Here is a 22,117-nt window from a genome sequence, read left to right on the forward strand (position 1 = left end):
CTCGCGCCCAGCATCGCGGTCGGGTCCCTTGGCGATGGCGACGATCTTCACGTCCTGCACGCCCAGATCGGCCAGAATGCCACGAACGGCAGAAAGCTGGCCGGCGCCGCCGTCGATCAGCACCAGGTCGGGCCAGTTGCTGGCGTCACCCTCCGCCTGCTCCCGCAGGGCACGGCCGAACCGGCGCTCCAACACCTCGCGCATCATGCCGAAATCGTCGCCGGGTGTGATGGCGCTGCGGATGCTGAACTTGCGGTAGGCGTTCTTATTGGGGCCTTCCGGGCCGAACACCACCATCACGCCGTATGGGTTGGTGCCCATGATGTGGCTGTTGTCATAGCACTCGATGCGCTCTGGCGCCGCACCCAGGTCGAATAGTTGGGCCACGCCCTCCAGCAATTTGGCCTGCCCGGCGCTTTCCGCCAGCCGCCGCTCCAGCGCCTCCCGGGCGTTGGTGACGGCGTGTTCCACGACGGCGCGTTTCTCGCCGCGCTGCGGGGTGGCGATTTCCACTTTGCGGCTCGCCTTCAGGCAAAGCGCTTCGGTCACCAACTCGGTCTCGGGCAGGGCATGGCTGGTCAGCAGCAATGGCGGCGGCGGCTTGTCATCGTAGAACTGGGCGATGAATGCCTCCAGCACCTGGCCGGCTTCCTCGTGCCGGGCGTGGGTGGGGTAGAAGGCGCGGTTGCCGTTGTTGCGGCCGCCGCGGACGAAGAATACCTGTACGCAGGTTTGCCCGGCGGTCTGGTAGGCGGCGATGACGTCGGCGTCCTCGAGGCTGGCCGGGTTCATGATCCCGGTGCCCTGCACATGGGTCAGCGCGCGGATCCGGTCCCGGGCGGCGGCGGCGCGCTCGAACTCCAGGTTGGCGGAGGCGGCTTCCATCTCGGCCGCCAACTCCGCCTGCACCCCGGCGGCGCGGCCCTGCAGGAACGCCTTGGCCTGCGCCACCAGCTTGGCATACGCATCTGGCTCGATGCGGCCCACGCACGGTGCGCTGCAGCGCTTGATCTGGTGCAGGAGGCACGGGCGGGATCGATTGCGGAACACCGTGTCGGCGCAGGATCGCAACAGGAACACCCGCTCCATCGCCACCACGGTCTGGTTCACCGCCCAGGCGGAGGCGAAGGGCCCCCAGTAGCTGCGACCCTTCACCTGGTTGCCGCGGAACTTGGCGATCTGCGGATAGGCGTGCTCCTCCGTCAACATCAGCCACGGGTAGGATTTGTCGTCGCGCAGCACGATGTTGTAGCGCGGCTTGAGCCGCTTGATGAGGTTGGCCTCCAGCAGCAGCGCCTCGGCCTCGGTATGGGTGGTGACGATCTCCATGCTGGCGGTGTGCGACACCATCAGCCGCAGCCGCTCCTCCAGCCGGCCCAACTGGGTGTAGTTCGTCACCCGCTTCTTCAGGCTGCGTGCCTTGCCGACGTAGAGGGCGTCACCCTTTGTATCGAGCATACGATAGACGCCCGGGCTGGTCGGCATGGTGGCCAACGCTCGCTCGATCACACCGACTCCGGTGAGCGGAACTTCATTAACCAACTCGGACAAAAGCTGCCTCTGAAACGAACACGGGTCTGCGAAATTCATCCACCGAATTTGTGGATAACTCTGTGGGGGACCATGTGTGAAGGACCCCGACTCCGCAGGTTTCTGCGGATTCCGTCGCCTTGCCTAGCATTTGGGCACTCTGCTTAACACGCTGATTTCATTATATTTTGCCAGATCGCTTTGTCACGAAATTAGAACATGGCGTTAGTCGACTGACTTTATTGCGTGTCAATCACCCCGGGTGGACAAGTTTGTTCGCTCGCGCTCGATCTCCACACCGACGGATGCGAGATCGTCGAAAACGTCAAGCTTTTCCACACGGATCCGAACGACTTTTACCCGGTCGTCTGCCATGCAGATTTCGGCCAGCCGTTCCGCCAGCGTCTCCACCAACATCACATGCCCGGCGGCCACTATCGCGCGGACCGAGCGTGCGACCGCCTCGTAATCCACCACCCGCCCCAACTCGTCGCGACCGACCCCGGCGCGTGACAATCCGGTGCCAGTGGCCGTCTCCTCCGCCACGCCAAGGTCGACGTTGATGCGAATGCGCTGCTTGGCGGCGTGTTCGTGTGGGTATATCCCGATGGAGGCGGGCAGCACCATGTCCCGCAGGAACACGTGGCGGATGCCCCGCCCGGCTAGTCGTGGCGGATCGATCATTCCACAGGCCCCCCGTCCCTGGCGGGACTCCATTGCAAGTGTTGGCCGCCATCCAGGGCGATCATCTGGCCCGTCATGGATCGCAGGGCAAGGATGGCGAGCACGGCCTGCGCGATCTCCGTCGGGCTGGTGCCGCGACCGAGTGGGGTGGAGGCGCATTGCCGGGCAAATTGTTCCGCCGTCTGGCGCGGGCTGGGCAGGGCAGGGCCAGGGCCGATCGCGTTGACCCGGATGCGCGGCGCCAGGGCCAGGGCCAGCGATTGCGTCAGCGCCCACAGCCCGGCCTTCGACACGCTGTAGGAGACGAAATGCGGCGTCAACGACCACACGCGTTCGTCCAGCATGTTCACGATCAGCCCCTCGGCATTCGGCGGCAGCGCGCGGGCGAAAGCTTGGCTCAGCACGAAGGGCGCGCGCAGATTGGGTTCGATATGGGCGTCCCAGCTGGCGCGATCGGCGCTGTCCCATTCGTCACGCTCGAACACGCTGGCGTTGTTGACCAAGATGCCGATCGGTCCCACCGCCGCAGTCGCCTCGGCGATGAGTGCGGCGGTTTCAGCCTCCTGCGCCAGGTCGGCGGTGATGACCGCGGCGCGGCCGCCGGCGGTGCGGATGTCGGCGGCCGTGGCCTCCGCCGCGTTGCGGCTGCCGCGGCAATGGATGGCAACCGGATGGCCGGCAGCAGCCAGCGCCATCGCAATGGATCGTCCCAGGCGTTGCGCGCCGCCGGTCACGATAGCGCTGAGGTGTTCGGTCATAGCCCGGCATGTAGCGACGCCATTGCGGTTGCGCTACCCGCCGCTAGGCTGGCGCGAAACGGTGGGAGGACTCGCAATGAACCAGATCGACCTAAAGGGCCGTGTGGCCGTGGTGACCGGCGGTGCGCGTGGCATCGGCCTGGCAGTCGCGGACCGGGCCGCGCAGTCCGGCGCCACGGTCGTGCTGTGGGATCGTGACGCTGCCAGGCTGGAGCAAGCCGTCGCCTCGCTTCCAGGTGCCGCCGGCATCGCCGTCGACCTGACCGACGAGGCGGCCGTGCGCGATGCCGTGGCCCGGACGGAGGCAGCGCAGGGGCGGATCGACATCCTGGTGAACAACGCCGGCATCACGGGCGGCAACGCCCCGACCTGGGAACTGCCGGTGGCGGAGTGGCGGCGGGTGGTGGAGGTGAATTTGATCGCGCCCTATCTGGTCAGCGCCGCCGTGCTGCCCGGTATGGTCGCGCGGGGCTACGGCCGCCTGGTCAACATCGCCAGCGTGGCCGGCAAGGAAGGCAATCCCAATGCCTCCCACTATAGCGCGTCCAAGGCCGGGTTGATCGCGTTGACCAAGTCGCTGGGCAAGGAATTGGCCGGCAAGGGCGTGATGGTGAACTGCATCACCCCCGCTGCCGCCAAGACCGAGTTGTTCGACCAGATGACCGAGGCGCAGATCGCCTACATGCTGGGCAAGATTCCGATGGGCCGGTTCGTGAAGGTGGAGGAGATCGCGGCACTGGCGGTGTGGCTGATGAGCGAGGATTGCTCCTTCTCCACCGGCGCAGTGTTCGACATCACCGGCGGTCGCTCCACCTATTAGAGGTCGGTGACGGTGAAGCGGATTTGCCGCTGCAACGTATCGCCGGGGTGGACGACCCGCAGACCGTGATCCGCCACGTCGTCCATGTGATTGATCGCGTCGGTCATGTTGCTGGCAGGTTCCACGGCGAAGAACGGCTTTGCCTCGGGCGTGAAAACCACCAGGTGGCGAAAAATATCGTCGCCGGCGATCGTCACCCGGATGCCATGTTCTGGCCGGGTGATCTCCGCCCGCCCAGTCCACGCAGCGTAGCAGTTGTCCAAGGCCGGGCCGTCGATGACCCGGCCTGGATCGAAGCTCCAATTGCCATCGAGAGGCAGGCGGGCATCCGGCAGTGAGTCGGCGCCTGTATGCCAGACGGATCCGGCGCGGAACGCCAATGCCGTCTGCGGCGTGCGGGGCTGGAACGGATGCAGCCCGAGCCCTACTGGTTGGTTGCGCGTGTCGGTGTTGGTCAGCGTGATCGTGACGTCCAACTCGTCCGGCTTCAGCGAGTAGCGCAGGGTGGCCGTGTAGCGATAAGGCCAGCGGCAACCACCCGGTTTGACCGTAGGGTCGGTCGCTGGGTCGTGGCGCAGGGTGAGTTCCGCCTCGGTCGCGGTCTGGTTTGATACCTCCCACCCGCGCTGCCAAGCATTGCCGTGGATAGTGTGGGGGTGGTCACCGAAATCGCGCTCGAGCTGGAATTCCTCTCCCTCGAAGGTGAAGCGGCCCCAGGCGATGCGGTTTGAAAACGGAATCAAAGGAAAGCAGGACAGTAGCCGCGAATTGGTGCCGGCGAGGATTTCGGGTGACGTGTGCCGGAATATATCGACCCCGCGCCTGGTCCATCCCCCCACGCTGCCGCCGATGGCGGGGCAAATCAGGAGCGCGGCATCGCCGGCGGTGAGTTCCAGCATTGGATCGGCTTCCCCGTTTTCCATCACTGTAGCGTGGCGATTGTGCCTGGGTCACCCGTCATGACGACCGAATTTGCCGGAGGTTGCCACTACAGCGGCGCGCTGGCAGCCGTCGGCAAAAAATATTGTGCAGCGCACAATTTCTCTTGCAGACGTGCCTCGTCTGTCATAAATTAACGGCGCGGTGAGGCTTTGGCCTCGCTGCTTCTTGGACGTTTCCTCCCTAAACTTGGCGGTGCCTATGGCGCCGCCTTCTTTTTTTGTGGAGGCGCCGCAAGTCCACCATGTTTGAGCCTGTTACGCAATCGGCAACTGCGTTCCCTGCATCATTGATTACGCTTACTTGCTGCGCGGCTAATTAAAGTAGCGCAGGGCGAAGTGGATCACACCGCCGGTTGGACCAAGCTGAAACGCAGCGTCGTCGAACGAAGGCGGCCCGAACCGCATCTTCGCATCGTTGGAAAACCCGATCCCCTCCTTCGGCATGCCCAGAAAACTGCGGTCGATCTTGTCGTTGCCGTTCTCGTCCTGGAATGCCTGCGCCGCGTAGGTGCCGGGCGGCACGCCGCTGATGCGGATGGTAACGGAGCCGGGGTTGGCACGCGCGCGGGCGTGGTAGCGACAAGTCTCCTGGAGGAAAGTTGCCCGGTCACAGATCGCGACCAGCACCTCCCCGGTGGCGGAGTGCACGCCGGTTACCGTCACCTCGACGACGCCCGGCTCGGCTCGGGCGGTTGCCACCGACAGCAGCAGCGCGACGACAATGCGGGCTTTCACTGCGCGACGTAGGCGCGGCCGCGCCAGGTGGCCGGGCGACCGCGCAGCATTCGCAGCAACGCGGCCCACTGCACCACCAGCAGGCCGGCAACTCCCACCGGATGCACCAGCGCGCTCAACACCGGCTGGCGGAACCGGGCGGCAAGCAGTAGGCGCATCCCGATGCCCATCACCAATGCAAGCATGGCCGGCGAACTGGGCGCCGCCAGCATCAGGATTGCCGGCAGGATCTGACCGCCGACCAGCAGCGCCGTCCAAGCCAGCAACGCCACCGGCTTTGCCATGCCCTCGGTCGCATTCTTGCCCAGGCCGGACCACAACTCCGCGGCCGAACTATACATGCGGCAGGTGGCGAAGCTGGTGGCGTCGAACAAGCCCGTCATCTCCCCGGCCCGGCGGAAGGCGCGGGGCAGCGTCAGCCCGTCATGCAGGGAGGCGCGGATCGCGCCATGCCCGCCCGCCCGGTCGTAGGCAGCGCGGCGGGCGATGAACAACTGGCCGCAGCCAGCGCCCAGCGCCACGGAGGGCGAGCGGCGCATCATTGGCATCGGCAGGAAGCCGACCAGCAGGAAGTGGATCAGCGGCAACAGTAATTGTTCCGACCAGGTGTGGACCGCCTGCTGCGGAAAGCCGCTGGCTAGGCCGACGGGGTTGCGGTCCATGAATCCGGCCATGCGCGACAGCGACTCTGGCGCCAGGCGGACGTCTGCATCGACGAACACCAGCAGGTCGTGCTGCGCCGCCCGGCCCAGTATGGCACAGGCGTGCTGCTTGCCGGACCACCCGGCAGGCAGCGCCGGGCCGCTGATGACGCGCAGCCGCGGGTCCGGGATCTCGCGCAGGATGTCGGCAGTGCGATCGGTGGAGCCGTCATTCAACACCACCAACTCGATCTCGACCCCGGTATTGCTGAGGATCGCGGCGATGGCCGGGCCGATATTGGCTTCCTCGTTCCGGGCGGGGATCAGGACCGATATCTTGTGTGGCAGCGTCGTCGGTGCGGGGGTGGCGAGTTCGTGCAGGTTCAGCAGGGTGAGCACGAACGGGCCGAACGCGAGCACCAGGGTGACGATCCCTAGTGCCAGGATCATCCTTCACCGCCATGGCTGGGGTCGAAGCGGCGGCCGATCGCGGCAGCGCAGAGCCGGCGCCACAGATCGTAAAGGCCGCCCACACCGGCCATACCGTGCAGCAGCGGCGTGAACAGCGCCGGGTTCCGGGTCACGGATTCGGCGGCAAGCGTATCCATCGTGTCGGTCAAGGCGAACTCCAACCGCGCGGTCCAATCGGCCACGCTCCCCTCCCGACCGCTGTACAGCGGCTCGCCGAACCGCAACAGGGCCTCGGGGCGGCTTTCATTCCAGAATGGGTAGTCGATGGCCAGCGGGATGATGGTGGCGCCTGGGATGTGCCGGGCCAGATGCGCCAGGCCAGGTCGTAGGGTCACCGGGCGAACGCGTGGGTCGGTGAAGGCGCCCTCCGCCGTGATCCACAGCATCCCGCCGGGCCGGGCGAGCGCCGCGGTGCAGGTGCGCAGGAACTGCACGCCGCCCCGCCGGTCGTTCTGCGCCACGCCGAACACGCCCATTCGCTCCAGCAGGCCGTATTTCCCCAAAGCGACCTGGTCCATCGGCCCATACCCGGCGCGGCCGTGGAATAGCATGTCGCAGAGCAGGATATAGAGCGTCGGGTCCCACCAGGACGGGTGGTTCGAATACACGATCACCGGCCCGGCTGGCACGTGCGGCACGCCGGTTCGGGACAGGCGCACCGCGTGGAAGCGCCGGCCGACATACCAGCGCAGATACAACGCAAACAGCCGGAACAGCACGGGAGACCGCCGGGCGAGCCGGCGCTCTACGGCGGGGTCCGCTGTCATCCCGGCATCATGCGCGGAGCGGGGCCGCATTGGATTTGCGGTCCTGGTCCAGGCTGTCGGCGGCAATCCAACCGGACATCAGCACCATCGGCATGCCCGGCCCGGGATGCGCCGCACCGCCTGCCAGATACAGCCCGGCGAGGTCACGTGACCGATTGCCGGGCTTAAAGGCGCCGAGATATTTGCCGTGGCTGGCCAGGCCGTAGATGGCGCCGTTCAGCACACGGTAGCGCTCGTGGATGTCGGCGGGGGTCAGCGTCCGCTCCACCACGATGCGGCTTTCCAGATCGGGCATGCCGGCGCACCGGGCCAGCTTTTCCAGGATCACCTTGCGATACGCCGGCAGCATCTTCGTCCAGTCATGATGCGGCCGCAAATAGGGGGTGTGGACCAGGACATACAACGCTTCGCCACCCGGCGGGGCAACGCCGGGTTCGGTGCGGGAAGTCGCAGCGATGTAGCAGGTCGGGTCCGGTGCAGGCTCGCCCTTGTTGTAGATCCAGTCGAACTCCTCCTCCGGATCGCGGGAGAAGACGAAGTCGTGGTGCAGCAAATGGTCGTAGGCGCGGTCCAGGCCCAGATATAGCACCACGCCGGAACACGCCGGCTCCCGCTTCCACCGCTTGCCAAAGGTGGCGGCGGGCTTGCCACCGACCAGTTCGCGATAGGTGCGCACGCTGTCCATGTTGGACACGACGGACGAGACCGGCACGATCTCGCCCGCCTCCGTCTCCACTGCGCTCGCCACGCCGCGGTCGGCAACGATGCGGCTGATGCCGGTGTTTAGGCGGATCTCGACGCCCAACTCCTCCGCCAGCTTGGCCAGGGCCACCGGCACGGCGCGGGTGCCGCCCATGGGATACCAGACGCCGCCATCCGTCTGCATATGCCCGATCGAACACAGCACTGCGGGCGAGTTATACGGCGAAGACCCGACATACTGGACGAAATGGTCCAGCATCTGCGCGACCCGGCCGTCCGGCACCTTCTTGCGGATCTGCTTGGCGACGGTGCTGCCCATCTTCAGGCTCAGCACGTCGCGCAGCGTGTCGAGGTCCATGTTCTTCTTGAAGTCCATGGTGTCCCAAAGGTCTTCCACGGAGCGCCAGAAGAAGAATTTCTGGCTGACGTCGTGCAGCCCCTCGCTCATCTTCAGGAAGTCACGGTAGCCCTGGGCGTTGCCGGGGCTGAACGCGTCCAGATTGCCGGCCATCTTTTCGGTGTTTTCGGTCAAGTCGAGCACGGCGCCATCGTCGAAGAAGCAACGCCATTGCGGGTCCAGCCGGCGCAGGTCCAGTGCCTGGTCGATGTCGCGACCCGCCTCGGCGAAGATGCGGCGCAGCACGGCGGGCACGGTCAGGATGGTCGGCCCCATGTCGAACCGGAAGCCGGCTTCCTCCCATTGCGCGGCCTTGCCGCCGACCCAGTCATTCTTCTCGAACAGGATCACCTTGTGGCCGCGCGCCGCCAGGGTGCAGGCCGCTGCCAGGCCGCCCAGGCCGCCGCCGATGACGGCAACGGGGTTCAAATTGCTCATACTGTCTCCGCAATGGCGGGTTCGTAGCGCGGGCTGTCCATCAGCGATGGGGCCCAGTGCGGGGTCAGCCCCAAATCGTCCACCATCAAACGGCTGGTGATGCGGGCGCTTTCGAAAATGACGGGCAGGCCACTGCCGGGGTGGGTGCCGCCGCCGACGAGGTAGACGCCGTCCAGATCCTCGAACCGGTTATGCGGCCGACGGTGCAGCATCTGTTGCAGCGTATGCGACAGATTGAAGGTGGCGCCGCGGAACACGTTCAGGTCGATTTCCCAATCGGTGGGAGTCATCACCTTCTCGAACACGATGCGCTTTTCGATGTCATGCACGCCGAGCCGTTCCAGCTGCCGCAATGCCAGCGCGCGGTAGCTTGCCTGCTCCGCGGCCCAGTCGATGCCGGCGCCCACGCGGTTGCCGACGGGCACCAGCACATACAACGTGGAGTAGCCACAGGGCGCCAATGCCGGGTCGGTGACGCAGGCGTTCTGCACGTAAATCGATGGATCGCTCGGTGCCAACCCGTCCTCGATCTCCTGAACATTGCGGCGGTAGTCCTTGGACAGGAAGATCGTGTGGTGTGCGAGATCCGGCAGATCGCCCTTGATGCCGAGATACAGCATGAAGGTGGAGCAGGAGAATTTCTTCTTCGCCAGCTTCCGGTCGGTCCATTTGCGGCGCAGCCGGTCGGGCACCAGCGTGGCCATCGCCTGAGCGAAATCGGCGTTGATCACCAGCGAGTCGAACCTTGCCTCCCCAGCAGCGGTGCGTAACCCCGTAGCGCGGTGCCGTTCGAACAGGATCTCCTGCACCTTCTCGCCCATTCGGAACTTGACGCCCATGTCGCGGGCAATCCGCTCCATCGCGGTCATGACGGCACCGCAGCCGCCGCGCGGGTGGAACACGCCGAACTCGTATTCCATGAACGACAGGATGGTGAACAGGCTGGGGCAGCGGAACGGCGACATGCCCAGGTATTTCGCCTGGAACGAGAAGGCCAGCCGAACCCGCTCGTCACTGAAATAGGTCGCGAGGTCCGAATCCACGGTCCGGTGCGGCCGCATCAGTTTCAGCGAACTGAGCATCTTGCGGCGAAACAGGTCGCGCGGGCTGTTGAACGGCGATTCCAGGATCGGCCGGAATGCTGCAAGCTTTGCCCGATTGTCGGCGAAGAACCGCGGCAGGGCGGCGGCGTCCGCCGGGGCGATCTTGGCGATCTCCTGCGCCAGCCGGTCCATGTCGCTGGTAGCCTGGATCTCTCCCCCGGCCTCAAACACCAGATGGTACTGCGGGTCCAGCCGGATCAGGTCCACTTCGTGCCGCAGATCGCGCCCGCAGGCGGCGAAGATGTCCTCCAGCACGCGGGGATATAGGAAGAAGGTCGGCCCGGTGTCGAATTGGAAGGTGCCAGCAGCGCTCGGCGCCTCGATAGTGGCGGACCGGCCGCCGACTTTGGCGTGCGACTCGAACACCGTGACGTCGGCACCTGCCTGGGCCAGCAGCATCGCCGCCGCCAGTCCGCCCGGCCCGGCGCCGATGACGCCGATGCGCTTCTGCATACCGGGACGGCTCAACCCCACAATCCCCCGGCGACTCGTGCGTGCAGGGGGTAGGCAGGAATGATGGGCATGGGCAGACCTTACCTTTTATCCATCTCGTCCGGAACACCGGCGAACTGCAAGGGCAATTGGGGTCGAACCGGCTCTTGTCACCAGGCGAGCCGAGCGCATTCTGCCGCCGCACCTTCTGGAATTTCCGCATGCCCCAACCCTCGCTCGACCCCGCCCTTCGCGGTGCCATCCTGGCCGCCATCGATGCGCAGGCCGGGGAGGGGGTGACGCTGCTGGAGGGATTGGTGCGCCATCGCTCGCTGCTCGGGGAGGAGCACGGTGCCATCGACGCCATGGCCGCCGCCTACGAGGGCCTGGGTCTGGCACCGAGGAAAGTGCCGTTGGACGTGGATGCGCTGGCCAAGGTGCCGGGCTTCTCGCCCCCGCTGATCTCCTACGCCGGGCGGGACAACGTGGTCGCGATCCATCGTCCGGTGAACGCCACCGGACGGTCTCTGATGCTGCAGGGCCATGTCGACGTGGTGCCCGAGGGCGCGGCCGATCTGTGGACCACGCCGCCCTTCCAACCGAGCATTCGCGACGGCCGCATGTATGGCCGCGGCGCCGGGGACATGAAAGCCGGCCTGGCCAGCATCGTGATGGCGGTGCGCGCGCTGCACGCCGCCGGCGTCCAACCCGCTGCCGAACTGCAACTCGCCGCCGTGATCGAGGAAGAATGCACCGGCAACGGCGCGCTCGCCGTAATGCATGCACTGCCGATGCCCGACGCCTGCCTCATTCCCGAGCCCGGCCCTGGCTTCGCCGCCATCTACGTGGCGGAGGTGGGGGTGATCTGGGCCTGGGTCACCGTCACCGGCCGCCCGGTCCATGTCCGCGAGGCGCATGCCGGCGTCAGCGCGATCCAGGCTGCCGCCATCGTGGCGGAGGCGTTCGGCCGCTACGAGGACGAGGCCAATCGCGCCGAACGCCGCCATCCCGCGTTTGCCGGGGACAACCATCCGATCAATGTGAATATCGGCACCATCGAGGGTGGCGAGTGGAACAGCTCCGTCGCCACCCGCGCCAAGCTGGGCATCCGCGTCGGCGTGATGCCGGGCCAATCCTGCTTCGCCGTAAAGGCGGAGATCGAGGCGCTGGTCGCCAAGACCGCCCACGACGAGCGGCTGCGCGGCGCCATGCTGTCGGTGGAGTTCAAGGGCTTCATGGCCGATGGCTGCGTGTTCCCGGCGGATCAACCGATCGCCCAACTCGTCTCCGCCCAGCACGAGGCGGTGGCTGGCGAGCCGGTGCGCCATTACTGCGCCGCCGGGCTGACGGACGCGCGGCATTACGTGCTGGCGGGTGGCACGCAGGCGACCTGCTACGGCCCCGACGCGCAGAATATCCATGGCATCGACGAAAGCGTCGGCCTGGACTGCATCATCCAGACGACGAAGGTCATCGCGCTGACAATTGCCGAGTGGTGCGGGCTGGAGCACCGGCCGTCGCGCTGAACCCCAATTCGCCGCTGGCCCGGTTGCTGGGGGCGCCGGTGCGGCCCGGCGTTGTGCGCTGGATTGGCCTCCGGCCCGGGCGCCGCGAGCCGCTCGTGCCGGTGCAGACCGCGATGCTGGAGCCGGGTGTCGGCCTTGTCGGGGATCGCTGGAGCGGCCGGCCCACTGGCGGGCGGCAAGTGAGCCTGCTGGCGGAGGAGCATCTGCACGCCATCGCCAGCTTCCTAGGCCGCGAGGTCTCGCCCGATCTGCTCCGCCGCAACATTCTGGTGCGTGGCATCAACCTGCTGGCGCTGAAGGACCACCAGGTGCGGATCGGCGCCGCCCTGCTGGAGATTTCCGGCGAATGCCACCCGTGCTCCCGCATGGAAGAGATCTTTGGCCCCGGCGGCTACAACGCGGTGCGCGGCCAGGGCGGCATGACCGCCCGGGTGATCGAACCCGGCGAGATCCGCGTCGGCGACCCGGTCGCACGGGTGGACTGAAACTACGGCAGCGACCGCGCCAGATAGCGCACGGTCTTGCTGCCGCCGTGGATGCTGGCGCTGCCCACGACCGCAAACCCCAGCCGGGCGTGGAAGGCATCCGATCCTGGATTTGGCGGATCGGAGTTCACTTCGCAAACCACCTGCGAATACCCATCCGCCGCTGCTTTTGCGAACAGGGCGTCATACAACAACCTGGCATAGCCGCGACCGCGTGCGGCCGGCGCGATGACGACGCGATCGACATAGACGAACCGCGAATACCGGGCGTGGAACCACAGGAAATTTGGACTGTCATAGTCGGCGTGTTGGTCCATCACCAGCAGCAGCGCATCCGCCGCCCCGATCCGCGCCGCCAGATAGGCCGTGCCGACCAGATGGCGCAGCCGGTCCAGGTCCAGCCAAGACAACTCTGCAGCATGGGCATTGTTCAGGGCGAGTAAGGGGCTACCTGGCCTGATTTCGCCCGAAATGATCGGTTCCAACATAATCCCGGGATGATAGAGCCAACGCGTCGCAGGCGCACCAGCCGGGCGACCTATTGGGACAGCAGCAGTGCCAGCGCCTCGTCCGGGCCAGAGAGGATTTCCACAAGGCGCACGCGATCCGCCAGGCCGAGCCCGTTGGTGTGGTCGCGGAACTGGGCAGATAGGGATTGCATCAGCGCATCGTAATGCTCGCCACTGCCAAGGCGGCGGCCGGCGCTTTCCAGCCGGCGCAGGTCGCGGGCAGTGGCTTCCATGGCGCCCAATGCCTCGTCCCCGCCCTCAATCGTCACGGCGACTGCAGCCTGCGACGTGGCGCTAGCCATGGCGCGGTCGAACCGGCGGCGGCACAACGCATCGGCCTCGCGCCGGATCTGCTCCAGGCGGCGCCGGCGCTCCGGGTTGGTGTGCGCGGTTTCTTCCAGCCCGGTCAGCAGGGAGGCGACGCGGGCGGCCTCGATCGCAGCCTCGGTCGCGTCACCATTATCGGCGGCGCCGTCTGCCATGGACGCCTGCAGCGAGGCGAGCGTGTGGTCCATCGCCCGATCGGTCGCCGGGCTGCGCGCATGGCTGGGCATCTCCGCCGCCAAGGCCAGCACGCGGGAGGGCACGGGCAAGCGCGCTAGCAACACCGACACCAGCGTCGTCATCGCAAGCGCGCCGCGCGGCTCGGTGCGGGACAGCACGGCCCGGATGGCGGCATCGCCCGGCGCCGCGCGGGACAGCGCCAGGTCCTCGATCTCCGACGCCTCCGCCAGGATGGCCGCGATCACGCCGACCAGTTGGGTGAAATCCGCGTCTTTGAGGCCGGATGTTTCCGCCCAGTCCGGCGGCGCGCGCATGCCCTGCATCGCTTCCGCGGCGGTCGACCACAGCGCGCCACCCAGCGTCGCGATGGCCCGGCGATCATCCGGTGCCACGCGGCAGGCATCCGGTTCCAACATCTCGGCAAGCCTTGGCAGCGCCGCCTGGACGGCATTGCCCAGCGCCGATAAAGCCTGGCGGGGAATGCCGACCTCGCCACGCCGCCACCGCGTGCCGGCGATGATGACGGAGTCGAGCGGGCTGAACAGCAGCCGGGTGACGGTGAACGGGCGCGCCGGGCGGATCTGCGCCAACCGTCCCCGCAGCGGCGCAATGAGCGAATCGGCCTGCCCGCGGTCCGGCATGTCGTCCACCATGGCGACGACGCGGGCGATTTGGGCGTCGCGCGCCTGCGCCAACCCGGCAACGACCTCGCGAACCTTGGCATCGGTGGGTTTGGGTTGTGTCAGCATCCGGCGAGCAGTGCTTCGTTGCGCGCGATCATGTCCTGCACGTGATGGCCGGTGCGCCAATCCTCGTGGCCGGTCACCAGGCGGTGGGTGCGGCGTGGCGCCTCGATTTCGATATGGAACCCGACCCATTCGCCGGCTTCCCGCGGAATGATCGGCAGCATGGCACCGATTTCGTCCAGGGCGTCGCGGCGGGCGGCGATCTTTTCGGACCGCGACCAAAGCCGGCATATCCGTTCCCACCCATCCATCAACCAGTCGGTTCGGGTCAGTTGACGGCTGACCCCGGCAGGGTCGGTGCGCCAGGCGCCCAGCAAATCCAGCAGATTGTCGGCCAAGGCGCGGGCCTGGCCGAGTGTGACGTCGACACATTCCACCGTCATGTTCGCGGTGGCGACGACCATCTGGACCAGCCCGGGGACCTGGTCGTCCAGGTCCAAGGGGAAATCGAGCATTTCTTTGCGCATCAACTTGAGCGACGCCAGCGCATGCGGCAGCCGGGCGCGGGTGGCGCGGGCGCCGACCCCGACGGGGTTGAACAGAGTGGCGAGGCCTTCCAGGGCGACGCCGATCATCTCGTTATCCTGGCGCAATTGCGGCGCGATCTGCGTGATCACCCGGCGGGCGCGCTGCTCCAGCGCGGCAGGTCGCTCGTCCTCCGGCCGGATGGTCGATGTGCCCGGCAATTCGGCCTGCTGTACCAAGCGCAGCAGCAATTCGAAGTTGGTGTAGACCCGGCTCTCCTCCTCCTCCGCGAGCGCGGAACTGGCGGCGGAGATCGCGGCACGTCCGGCCAGCCCTTGGGAGGCGACATGGCGGGTGGCATTGCGGATGCTCGCCGGCGTCACGCCCCGCAGCCCGGCAATCTGCTCGGTCAGTTGAACGTCGTGGACGGTCGGGCGGCAGATACTGCGCAGCCCGGTCCAGGGCAGGATGTATTCGCCGCGGCCGCCAGACGGGTTGGGAACGATCAGCTCCAGCCCAAACCGGTCCGCCGGGCGCACGCGGGCGCCGGCCAGCACCGGGGTGGTGAATGACACGGACGCCCCCCGTTCCAGGAAGGTCGTCGGCTGAAAGCTCTGGTTCGCTGTACGATTCGGCACGGCTTGATGCTACGGCAAGCCTATTAACAGCCCGTTAGTCAGCCGGGTCATCCATGCTGGGACGCCCGGTGCGGAACCGCCAATGGTGCCATAGCAGCCGGGCGGCAAGCGCACGGTGTGGCGCCCAGGCAGCGGCGATCTGGCGGAGTGCCACGGGGGTGGGCCGCGCTGGCAGCCCCTTCAGGTCGGCGACGGCTGCGGCCAGCGCCAAATCGCCGGCGGGAAACACATCCTCCCGCGCCAAGGCAAACAGCAGATAAACCTCGGCCGTCCATCGCCCCATACCGCGCACGGCGGACAAGGCGGCGACGGCTGATTCGTCATCCATCGCAGCAAGTGCGTCGGCATGCAGCCGTCCGTCCGAGAATGCGAGGGCAAGGGCACGGCTATGCGCCATCTTCGGCCGGGACAGGCCGGCCCCGCGGAGTGCCTCGTCATCCAGCAGCAGAAACTCGGCGGGGTGCAGTGCGCCGGGTATCGCCGCCAGGCGGCGCCAGATGGCCGCGGCAGCGGCGTTGCTGATCTGCTGGCCCATGATCGCCTGCAGCAGGCCGGGAAAGCCGACAGCGCGGGTGCGCCACGGCAGCGGCCCAGCCGCGACCTCGATCCCGGCAAGATCCGGGTCGAGGAGAAGAAGCTGGGCGATGGCCGCGCGGGCGTTGTCGGGCAGGGTCACCCGGCAACGCTACGCCACCATCGCCCGCAGCCGCTAGTTCAGCCGTTGGGGGCGGGCGGTGTGGCGGTCCATCGCGAAATGGGCGATGGCGGTGCCATCGGGCGTTGCGAGGGCAAAGGTGACGCGGTTTGGCTCCTCCTTCACCTCTGTCACTTTCCATGTGTGATTGCCGTTGAACAGCAGGAACGCCTCGGCGATCTTCTGCACGTCGGCGCCGGACAGATTCCGGTCCGCCACCGGGTAGATCAGCGCGAAGGCGCGCATCCGGCGCATCATGCCGCCATGCATACGGCCCATGGGGCCACGATCAGCACCCCCCATCGGGCCATGACCCATGAAGCCCATGGGCGGCCGGTGCATTCCCGGCCCGGCGCCCCCCGGCATGGTGGCATCGTCGGCAGCTGGGGCGGCGGCGGGCGGCGCGCCCTGTGCGTGCGCCTCGGTCGCCACGGCGGCAATCCCACCGCCAGCGGCCAGGCTGCCGGCAACGAGAGCGAGCATGATCGTCTTGCGCATTGTATATTGGTCCGACTGGAGTTGAACGCCGTCACCTTGCCAAGCCGAACAAGGCCGGAGCGCGGCGAAATGCAACCAATTGCAACGCCGCCTCCCGCACTGGGATTCTCCCTTGTATGGTGTCCGAATGGAAACGATGCCGCATATCTTGGTGGTGGACGACGATCGGGAGATCCGCGACCTGTTGGCGCGGTTCCTGGAGCGACACCGGTTTCGCGTCACTGCCGTGCGCGATGGGCGCGAGGCAAGGCGGGCCTGGCCGACCGGCCATTTCCAGCTCGTCGTGCTGGACCTGATGCTGCCGGGTGAGGGCGGATTGGACCTAGCGCGCTGGATGCGATCCCAGGGCGACGTGCCGATCGTGATCTTGACCGCGATGGGTGAGGAGACGGACCGCATCATCGGTCTCGAACTGGGCGCCGACGATTACGTGCCCAAGCCGTTCAACCCGCGGGAACTGCTGGCCCGTATGCGCGCCGTGCTACGCCGCACCGCCGATCGCACTGGCCGCCGCACCGACGATGCCGCCGCGCTGCGCTTCGCCGGCTGGACGTTGGAACCGGCGCGCCGCCGCCTGCTGAACCCGGAAGGGGTCGAGGTGCCGCTGACCGGCGGCGAATACGACCTGCTGGTGGCGCTGGTGGAGCGGGCCAATCGTGTGCTGACGCGCGATATGCTGCTGGACCTGTTGCGCGGCCGGCAGGCTGGCCCGTTCGACCGTGCGATCGACGTCGCCATCAGCCGGCTGCGTCGCAAGCTGGAGGATGACGGCCGCCAGGCGCAGCTGATCAAAACCGTGCGTGGTGGCGGCTATGTCCTAGCGGCGGACGTTCAGCGGGCGTGATTCAGCGTTGGGTGAGGCTTATCTGGCCGCATAGCCTGGCCAATCGGACGGCGCTTGTTCTGCTGGCTGGCCTGGCGCTGGTCCAGGGCGGGGGCCTGCTGATCTATACGCTGGACCGGATCGACCTGCTGCGACTGGCGGAGGCGCAGTCGCTCGGCCTGCGTGTCAGCAACGTCTACCGGTCGGTCGTGATGTCGGCCCCGGATGAGCGGCAGGCCGGGTTGCGCGGGCTGGATGAGGCGTCGGATTTCGCGGCCACGCTGGATGCGGGCCCGGCCACCAGCGATCTGGAGCCGGCACCGCCGCCGGTGCAGCGGGCAATCCGCATCAGCATGCAGTTCGCCCCCATTCCGCAGGGCATGCGCTGGCGGGAGCTTCTGGTGCGTGGCGTCCCCTCCCAACGGCGTTTGCTGGTGAGCATGCGGCTGCCGGACGGTGAGTGGCTGAATGTTCGCGTGACCATCGGCCGGTTTCTGCCGTTCCTGTCGGAAACGTTCCTCGTATCCTTCCTGCTGATGACGCTGGCGGCGGCGGTGCCGGTGATCTGGGCGGTGCGGCAATTCAGTGCGCCGATGCGCGACCTGGCGGCCGCGGCGGAGCGGCTGGGCATGGATGTAAATTCCCCACCCTTGCCCGAGCAGGGCACGGCGGAGGCCGTGAAGGCGGCGCGCGCGTTCAATATCATGGCGGAGCGCATTCGCCGCTTCGTTCGCGACCGGACCTTCCTACTGACCGCGATCGGCCACGATCTGCGCACCCCCATCACCCGGCTGAAACTGCGGGCCGAGTGGATGGATGACGAGGAGCAGCAGCGGAAGATGCTGGCAGACCTGGACGAGTTGGAGGCGATGGTCGCGGCTACGCTGGCCTTCGGGCGGGACGACGCCAATGCCGAGCCGCCCACCCCGCTCGACCTGGTCGAACTGCTACGCACCATCCTGGACGAAGCGGGCGACGCTCATCCCGATGCGGCGGAGGCGATCAGCTTCACCGGGCCGGACCACCAGGTGGTGCGCGCCCGGCCGGTGGCGATCAAGCGGGCGCTGACCAATCTGGTGCAGAACGCCGTCAAATACGGCGGCGGTGCCCAGGTGAGTTTGGCGCCCCCGCAGGAGGGCGCTGTGTCGGTGATGGTGGAGGATACCGGGCCGGGCATCCCGGCAAGCGAGCTAGAACGGGTGTTCGAGCCGTTTCACCGGCTGGAGCCGAGCCGGAACCGGGAAACCGGCGGCACTGGGCTGGGCCTGCCAATCTCCCGCAATATCCTCCGCGCCCATGGCGGCGACGTGGTTCTGACCAACCGCCCCGGAGGCGGCATACGGGCCCTGGTGACGCTGCCGGTCTAGACGCTACGCGCCGCAGCGATGCAGCGGATAGGGAAAGGCGCTGCAATTGGGGAACGTCACCGTGTCGGGCGCGCCACGATCGACGTGCAGGACGTTCGGGTCTTCGCAGCCGAACGTGTCGCTAGCATCCTCACCCGGCGTGAACCGGAATTCGGCGCCGGTTGGCGTGGTGCGCACCGTCTCGATCACACGCTGGACGATTTGCGTTCCCAACAGCGTTGCGTGGCCCACCGAGTCGCGGCCGAACACGACGGTCGGTTGCGCCTTGCAGTCCTGCGTCGACATGCCGTCCAGCACCGGGAACAGCCCCCCGGTCCAGACGCCGAACAGCCAGGCATGGGGTGGCGCACCCGCGGCCGGCGCGCGCTGGCCCGGGGCGCTGGAGGCGGGGGCACGATGCCCGGGCTCGGGCCGCTGCCGGGTTTGGGCAAAGGCGGTGCTGGTCAGCAAAAGCAGGGCCAGCGGAACGGCGGCACGGCGCATAGAGAACCTCGGGGTGGTAGTAATCCCGCATCGTAGCGGGGCGCCCGGACGGGGGCCAGCCGTTGATGCGCGCACGTCCACGTGCCATGGGTCGGCCCATGCTCCGAAATCTGTACCAACGCGTGCTTCTGCTTGCCGCGAGCCCGTTTGCGCCGGTTTGGCTGGCCGTCGTGGCGTTTGCCGAAAGCAGCTTTTTTCCAGTGCCGCCGGACGCGCTGCTGATCCCGATGGCGTTGGCCCGCCCCGACCGGGCCTTGCGCTACGCCTTGATCACGACGGTCGCCAGCGTCGCCGGCGGGATGCTGGGATACTGGATCGGCTACGCCCTGTTCGAGCAGGTCGCCCGGCCGTTGCTGGCACTGTACCATTACGAGGCCGCCTATACCGCGTTTCAGGACCGGTTCGCGCAGGTTGGCTTGTGGATCATCCTCATCAAGGGGCTGCTGCCGATCCCATACAAGATCATCACCATCGCCTCAGGGGCGGCAAAATTCGATTTCGTCACCTTCGTGGTGGCCAGCGCCGTCACCCGTGGCGTGCGGTTCTTTCTGGAGGCCGGGTTGCTGATGGCGTTCGGCGACCAGGCGCGCGTGTTCATCGACCGTCGCCTGCCCTGGATCCTGATCGCGACGGCGGTGCTGGCGGTGCTGGGCTTCGGGCTGATCCGATACGTCTGACCCGGCGGTGGCATGGGCCTGGATTGGGCCGGTTCGGGCGCAATTAGCTTGCAAAACAATTCGAAACACTTGAACCTGAGCATTCACGTGATGCGTGATCGCGGCCGCTAGGACCGCGATTCGTCAGCGCGAGAGAAACAAAGACGAGACGGCCGGGAAATGGCCGCTCGATGGGGGGTATCGATATGGACGCGATTGAAGTGGCCCGTATCCGGAACGATCCTGCTTTCCTCGAATTGGAACGCAAGCGCAGCAATTTCAGTTGGTCGCTGACCATTCTGATGCTGGTGATCTATCTCGGATTTATTTTCCTGGTGGCGTTCGACCACGCGATTGTTGCCAAGCAGATCGGCGAGGGACCGTTGACCTTGGCCTTTCCGTTGGGCCTGGGCGTGATTGTGGCGGCGGTGGTGCTGACGGGGATTTACGTCGCCCGCGCCAATTCGGAGTTCGACCGGCTGACGGCCGAAGTGGTCGGCCATTCCAGGCGTTCGACCGTCACGGTCGGCGGCCGCCTGGTGGAGACGCTGCGATGATCCCATTCCGGATCCTGCTGGGCGCCGTCTTCACGCTGATCGCCGGTGCGGCACACGCGGCCGGTCCCGATCTGGGCCAGGCGGACAAGCAGCCGCTGAACGTGGTGGCGATCGTCCTGTTCCTGATCTTCGTCGGCATGACCCTGGTCATCACCTACTGGGCAGCCCGGCGCACCAAATCGACCGCGGATTTCTACGCCGCCGGCGGCGGCATCACCGGGCTGCAGAACGGCCTGGCGATCGCGGGCGACTTCATGTCCGCGGCATCGTTCCTGGGCATCGCGGCCCTGGTCTATTCCAACGGGTATGACGGGCTAATCTACTCCATCGGCTTCCTGGTCGGCTGGCCGATCGTGATGTTCCTGATGGCGGAGCGGCTGCGCAACCTGGGCAAATACACCTTTGCCGACGTCGTTTCCTACCGACTGCAGGCGACGCCGATGCGGATCCTGTCGGCCAGCGGCACGCTGGTGGTGGTGGCGTTCTACCTGATCGCGCAGATGGTCGGCGCCGGGCAGTTGATCAAGCTGTTGTTCGGGCTCGACTATCTCTACGCCGTCGTGCTCGTGGGCGTGCTGATGGTCTGCTACGTGACCTTCGGCGGCATGTTGGCCACCACCTGGGTGCAGATCATCAAGGCGGTGATGCTGCTGGGTGGCGCCACCTTCATGGCGGGCGCGGTGCTGTCCCAGTTTGGCTGGAGCCCGCTGGCCCTGTTTGCCAAGGCGGTCGAGGTGCATCCAAAGCACGCCGCCATCATGGCGCCGGGCGCCTTCGTGTCCGACTCGATCGGCACCGTGTCGCTCGGGCTGGCGCTGATGTTCGGCACGGCTGGGTTGCCGCATATCCTGATGCGCTTCTTTACCGTTCGGGATGCGCGGGCTGCGCGAAAGAGCGTGTTCTACGCCACCGGGCTGATCGGCTATTTTTACATCCTGACCTTCATCATCGGCTTCGGCGCGATCGTGCTGGTGGGGACGAACATGGATTACGCCGCCAACCCCGCAGCGGGCGGCTTCACAGCGGCGGCGGCGCTGAAGGGCGGCGGCAACATGCCGGCGATCCATCTGGCCCGTGCGGTGGGCGGTGACGCGCTGTTCGGCTTCATCTCCGCCGTGGCGTTCGCGACCATCCTGGCTGTGGTGTCGGGGCTGACCTTGTCCGGCGCCAGCGCCATCAGCCACGATCTGTATGCCAGCGTGATACGGCGTGGCCGGGTAAGCGACGGGTCGGAGGTGCGAGTGTCCAAGTGGGCCACGGTCGCGCTGGGTGTGGTGGCGATCCTGCTGGGTGCGGCGTTCGAGAAGGTGAACGTCGCCTTCATGGTCGGCCTCGCCTTTGCCATCGCGGCCTCCTGCAACTTCCCCGTTCTGCTGCTGTCTATGTACTGGAAGGGGCTGACGACGAAGGGGGCCGCGGTCGGCGGCTGGCTGGGGCTGATCGTGGCGTTCACGCTTACCGTGCTCAGCCCGTCGATCTGGCGCGACGTGCTGGGCTTCCCGGCCGGGATATTCCCGTACAATGCGCCTGCCATCTTCTCGATGCCGCTCGCCTTCATCGCCTGCTACGTCGTCTCGGTGATGGACAAGTCGAGCGACCAGGCGCGGATCGAAGCCGCCCGATTCGAGGCGCAATATCTACGGTCCCAGACCGGTATCGGGGCGGAGGGTGCCACCGCGCACTAGCCGGACCGCTACGGAAGGGGCGGCGTGTTCCCGCGCCGCCTCTCCACCTTGCCGAATCGGCG

Annotated in this window: 23 protein-coding genes; 8 read left to right on the forward strand and 15 right to left on the reverse strand. The window is 66.9% G+C overall.

The window, feature by feature from the left end:
- From uvrC to GSQ76_RS27255, 3 genes are all read right to left on the reverse strand, one after another.
- Window positions 1-1,485, reverse strand: a 1,485-nt coding sequence (gene uvrC / locus GSQ76_RS27245) for an excinuclease ABC subunit UvrC (RefSeq protein ID WP_254070684.1), incomplete at its 3' end; no start/stop codon positions are given.
- A 294-nt stretch (window positions 1,486-1,779) separates the two neighbouring features.
- Window positions 1,780-2,214: a dihydroneopterin aldolase gene (locus GSQ76_RS27250; RefSeq protein WP_158747210.1), complete on the reverse strand. Its 435-nt coding sequence runs from the start codon at window positions 2,212-2,214 to the stop codon at window positions 1,780-1,782.
- Complete coding sequence (locus GSQ76_RS27255) at window positions 2,211-2,972, reverse strand: SDR family oxidoreductase (RefSeq protein ID WP_158747211.1); 762 nt, start codon at window positions 2,970-2,972, stop codon at window positions 2,211-2,213. The genes GSQ76_RS27250 and GSQ76_RS27255 overlap by 4 nt, the downstream gene beginning before the upstream one ends.
- 76 nt (window positions 2,973-3,048) lie before the next feature.
- Between GSQ76_RS27255 and GSQ76_RS27260 the strand changes: the two genes are divergently transcribed.
- On the forward strand, window positions 3,049-3,792 hold the full coding sequence (locus tag GSQ76_RS27260) for an SDR family NAD(P)-dependent oxidoreductase (RefSeq protein ID WP_158747212.1): 744 nt from the start codon (window positions 3,049-3,051) through the stop codon (window positions 3,790-3,792).
- Here the strand turns inward: GSQ76_RS27260 and GSQ76_RS27265 are convergent.
- The 6 genes from GSQ76_RS27265 to crtI form a co-directional block, all read right to left on the reverse strand.
- The gene (locus tag GSQ76_RS27265; RefSeq protein ID WP_158747213.1) at window positions 3,789-4,691 is read right to left on the reverse strand and encodes an aldose 1-epimerase; all 903 of its coding nucleotides are present in this window, start codon (window positions 4,689-4,691) and stop codon (window positions 3,789-3,791) included. The two genes, GSQ76_RS27260 and GSQ76_RS27265, sit on opposite strands and share 4 nt — an antisense overlap.
- 354 nt (window positions 4,692-5,045) lie before the next feature.
- The gene (locus tag GSQ76_RS27270) at window positions 5,046-5,468 is read right to left on the reverse strand and encodes a DUF2141 domain-containing protein (protein ID WP_254070663.1); all 423 of its coding nucleotides are present in this window, start codon (window positions 5,466-5,468) and stop codon (window positions 5,046-5,048) included.
- Window positions 5,465-6,559 carry a glycosyltransferase family 2 protein gene (locus GSQ76_RS27275; RefSeq protein WP_158747214.1) on the reverse strand — a complete coding sequence of 365 codons (1,095 nt, stop codon included), beginning with the start codon at window positions 6,557-6,559 and terminating at the stop codon, window positions 5,465-5,467. The genes GSQ76_RS27270 and GSQ76_RS27275 overlap by 4 nt, the downstream gene beginning before the upstream one ends.
- On the reverse strand, window positions 6,556-7,347 hold the full coding sequence (locus GSQ76_RS27280; RefSeq protein ID WP_158747215.1) for a lysophospholipid acyltransferase family protein: 792 nt from the start codon (window positions 7,345-7,347) through the stop codon (window positions 6,556-6,558). Before GSQ76_RS27280 ends, GSQ76_RS27275 begins: the two co-directional genes overlap by 4 nt.
- A 7-nt stretch (window positions 7,348-7,354) precedes the next feature.
- A complete protein-coding gene (locus GSQ76_RS27285) occupies window positions 7,355-8,884 on the reverse strand; it encodes an NAD(P)/FAD-dependent oxidoreductase (protein WP_158747216.1) in 1,530 nt (509 codons plus the stop codon).
- Window positions 8,881-10,455, reverse strand: a complete 1,575-nt coding sequence (gene crtI / locus GSQ76_RS27290; protein ID WP_254070664.1) for a phytoene desaturase family protein — start codon at window positions 10,453-10,455, stop codon at window positions 8,881-8,883. Before crtI ends, GSQ76_RS27285 begins: the two co-directional genes overlap by 4 nt.
- 185 nt (window positions 10,456-10,640) lie before the next feature.
- Between crtI and GSQ76_RS27295 the strand changes: the two genes are divergently transcribed.
- The gene (locus GSQ76_RS27295; RefSeq protein ID WP_158747217.1) at window positions 10,641-11,945 is read left to right on the forward strand and encodes an ArgE/DapE family deacylase; all 1,305 of its coding nucleotides are present in this window, start codon (window positions 10,641-10,643) and stop codon (window positions 11,943-11,945) included.
- Window positions 11,912-12,430, forward strand: coding sequence for an MOSC domain-containing protein (locus GSQ76_RS27300; RefSeq protein ID WP_254070665.1), 519 nt, complete (start codon window positions 11,912-11,914; stop codon window positions 12,428-12,430). The genes GSQ76_RS27295 and GSQ76_RS27300 overlap by 34 nt, the downstream gene beginning before the upstream one ends.
- A gap of 2 nt (window positions 12,431-12,432) precedes the next feature.
- On the opposite strand, the gene GSQ76_RS27305 is transcribed toward GSQ76_RS27300, so the two are convergent.
- Genes GSQ76_RS27305 through GSQ76_RS27325 form a run of 5 tightly spaced genes read right to left on the reverse strand, consistent with a single transcriptional unit; the run spans window position 12,433 to window position 16,484 of the window.
- Complete coding sequence (locus GSQ76_RS27305) at window positions 12,433-12,918, reverse strand: GNAT family N-acetyltransferase (RefSeq protein WP_158747218.1); 486 nt, start codon at window positions 12,916-12,918, stop codon at window positions 12,433-12,435.
- 50 nt (window positions 12,919-12,968) lie between these two features.
- On the reverse strand, window positions 12,969-14,192 hold the full coding sequence (locus tag GSQ76_RS27310; RefSeq protein ID WP_158747219.1) for a hypothetical protein: 1,224 nt from the start codon (window positions 14,190-14,192) through the stop codon (window positions 12,969-12,971).
- Complete coding sequence (locus GSQ76_RS27315) at window positions 14,186-15,292, reverse strand: hypothetical protein (RefSeq protein ID WP_158747220.1); 1,107 nt, start codon at window positions 15,290-15,292, stop codon at window positions 14,186-14,188. Before GSQ76_RS27315 ends, GSQ76_RS27310 begins: the two co-directional genes overlap by 7 nt.
- Window positions 15,293-15,326: 34 nt before the next feature.
- Window positions 15,327-15,968, reverse strand: a complete 642-nt coding sequence (locus GSQ76_RS27320; RefSeq protein WP_158747221.1) for a DNA-3-methyladenine glycosylase — start codon at window positions 15,966-15,968, stop codon at window positions 15,327-15,329.
- A 33-nt stretch (window positions 15,969-16,001) separates the two neighbouring features.
- Entirely contained in the window at window positions 16,002-16,484 is a 483-nt protein-coding gene (locus GSQ76_RS27325; RefSeq protein ID WP_158747222.1) for a hypothetical protein, read from the reverse strand.
- A 127-nt stretch (window positions 16,485-16,611) separates the two neighbouring features.
- Between GSQ76_RS27325 and GSQ76_RS27330 the strand changes: the two genes are divergently transcribed.
- Both GSQ76_RS27330 and GSQ76_RS27335 read left to right on the forward strand, forming a co-directional pair.
- Complete coding sequence (locus tag GSQ76_RS27330; RefSeq protein WP_158747223.1) at window positions 16,612-17,328, forward strand: response regulator; 717 nt, start codon at window positions 16,612-16,614, stop codon at window positions 17,326-17,328.
- Window positions 17,329-17,339: 11 nt separating this feature from the next.
- A complete protein-coding gene (locus GSQ76_RS27335) occupies window positions 17,340-18,674 on the forward strand; it encodes an ATP-binding protein (RefSeq protein WP_254070666.1) in 1,335 nt (444 codons plus the stop codon).
- A 3-nt stretch (window positions 18,675-18,677) separates the two neighbouring features.
- On the opposite strand, the gene GSQ76_RS27340 is transcribed toward GSQ76_RS27335, so the two are convergent.
- Window positions 18,678-19,157: a hypothetical protein gene (locus GSQ76_RS27340; protein WP_158747224.1), complete on the reverse strand. Its 480-nt coding sequence runs from the start codon at window positions 19,155-19,157 to the stop codon at window positions 18,678-18,680.
- A gap of 98 nt (window positions 19,158-19,255) precedes the next feature.
- Here GSQ76_RS27340 and GSQ76_RS27345 point away from each other — a divergent pair, with 98 nt between their 5' ends.
- From GSQ76_RS27345 to GSQ76_RS27355, 3 genes are all read left to right on the forward strand, one after another.
- Complete coding sequence (locus GSQ76_RS27345; RefSeq protein ID WP_158747225.1) at window positions 19,256-19,834, forward strand: YqaA family protein; 579 nt, start codon at window positions 19,256-19,258, stop codon at window positions 19,832-19,834.
- A 185-nt stretch (window positions 19,835-20,019) separates the two neighbouring features.
- Window positions 20,020-20,370 carry a DUF485 domain-containing protein gene (locus GSQ76_RS27350; protein ID WP_158747226.1) on the forward strand — a complete coding sequence of 117 codons (351 nt, stop codon included), beginning with the start codon at window positions 20,020-20,022 and terminating at the stop codon, window positions 20,368-20,370.
- Window positions 20,367-22,055 (forward strand): cation acetate symporter, encoded by a 1,689-nt coding sequence (locus GSQ76_RS27355; protein WP_158747227.1) that lies wholly within the window; start codon window positions 20,367-20,369, stop codon window positions 22,053-22,055. The genes GSQ76_RS27350 and GSQ76_RS27355 overlap by 4 nt, the downstream gene beginning before the upstream one ends.
- The last annotated feature ends 62 nt before the right edge of the window (window positions 22,056-22,117 follow it).

Source organism: Acidisphaera sp. L21, assembly GCF_009765685.1.
GTDB lineage: Bacteria > Pseudomonadota > Alphaproteobacteria > Acetobacterales > Acetobacteraceae > LMUY01.

Coding starts and splice junctions, on each gene's coding strand:
- GSQ76_RS27305 (WP_158747218.1), bottom strand. CDS start 12,918: ATGTTGGAACCGATCATTTCGGGCGAAATCAGGCCAGGTAGCCCCTTA.
- GSQ76_RS27265 (WP_158747213.1), bottom strand. CDS start 4,691: ATGCTGGAACTCACCGCCGGCGATGCCGCGCTCCTGATTTGCCCCGCC.
- GSQ76_RS27285 (WP_158747216.1), bottom strand. CDS start 8,884: ATGAGCAATTTGAACCCCGTTGCCGTCATCGGCGGCGGCCTGGGCGGC.
- GSQ76_RS27325 (WP_158747222.1), bottom strand. CDS start 16,484: ATGCGCAAGACGATCATGCTCGCTCTCGTTGCCGGCAGCCTGGCCGCT.
- GSQ76_RS27340 (WP_158747224.1), bottom strand. CDS start 19,157: ATGCGCCGTGCCGCCGTTCCGCTGGCCCTGCTTTTGCTGACCAGCACC.
- GSQ76_RS27310 (WP_158747219.1), bottom strand. CDS start 14,192: ATGCTGACACAACCCAAACCCACCGATGCCAAGGTTCGCGAGGTCGTT.
- GSQ76_RS27275 (WP_158747214.1), bottom strand. CDS start 6,559: ATGATCCTGGCACTAGGGATCGTCACCCTGGTGCTCGCGTTCGGCCCG.
- GSQ76_RS27250 (WP_158747210.1), bottom strand. CDS start 2,214: ATGATCGATCCGCCACGACTAGCCGGGCGGGGCATCCGCCACGTGTTC.
- GSQ76_RS27260 (WP_158747212.1), top strand. CDS start 3,049: ATGAACCAGATCGACCTAAAGGGCCGTGTGGCCGTGGTGACCGGCGGT.
- GSQ76_RS27280 (WP_158747215.1), bottom strand. CDS start 7,347: ATGACAGCGGACCCCGCCGTAGAGCGCCGGCTCGCCCGGCGGTCTCCC.
- GSQ76_RS27330 (WP_158747223.1), top strand. CDS start 16,612: ATGGAAACGATGCCGCATATCTTGGTGGTGGACGACGATCGGGAGATC.
- GSQ76_RS27350 (WP_158747226.1), top strand. CDS start 20,020: ATGGACGCGATTGAAGTGGCCCGTATCCGGAACGATCCTGCTTTCCTC.
- GSQ76_RS27355 (WP_158747227.1), top strand. CDS start 20,367: ATGATCCCATTCCGGATCCTGCTGGGCGCCGTCTTCACGCTGATCGCC.
- GSQ76_RS27295 (WP_158747217.1), top strand. CDS start 10,641: ATGCCCCAACCCTCGCTCGACCCCGCCCTTCGCGGTGCCATCCTGGCC.
- GSQ76_RS27255 (WP_158747211.1), bottom strand. CDS start 2,972: ATGACCGAACACCTCAGCGCTATCGTGACCGGCGGCGCGCAACGCCTG.
- GSQ76_RS27345 (WP_158747225.1), top strand. CDS start 19,256: ATGCTCCGAAATCTGTACCAACGCGTGCTTCTGCTTGCCGCGAGCCCG.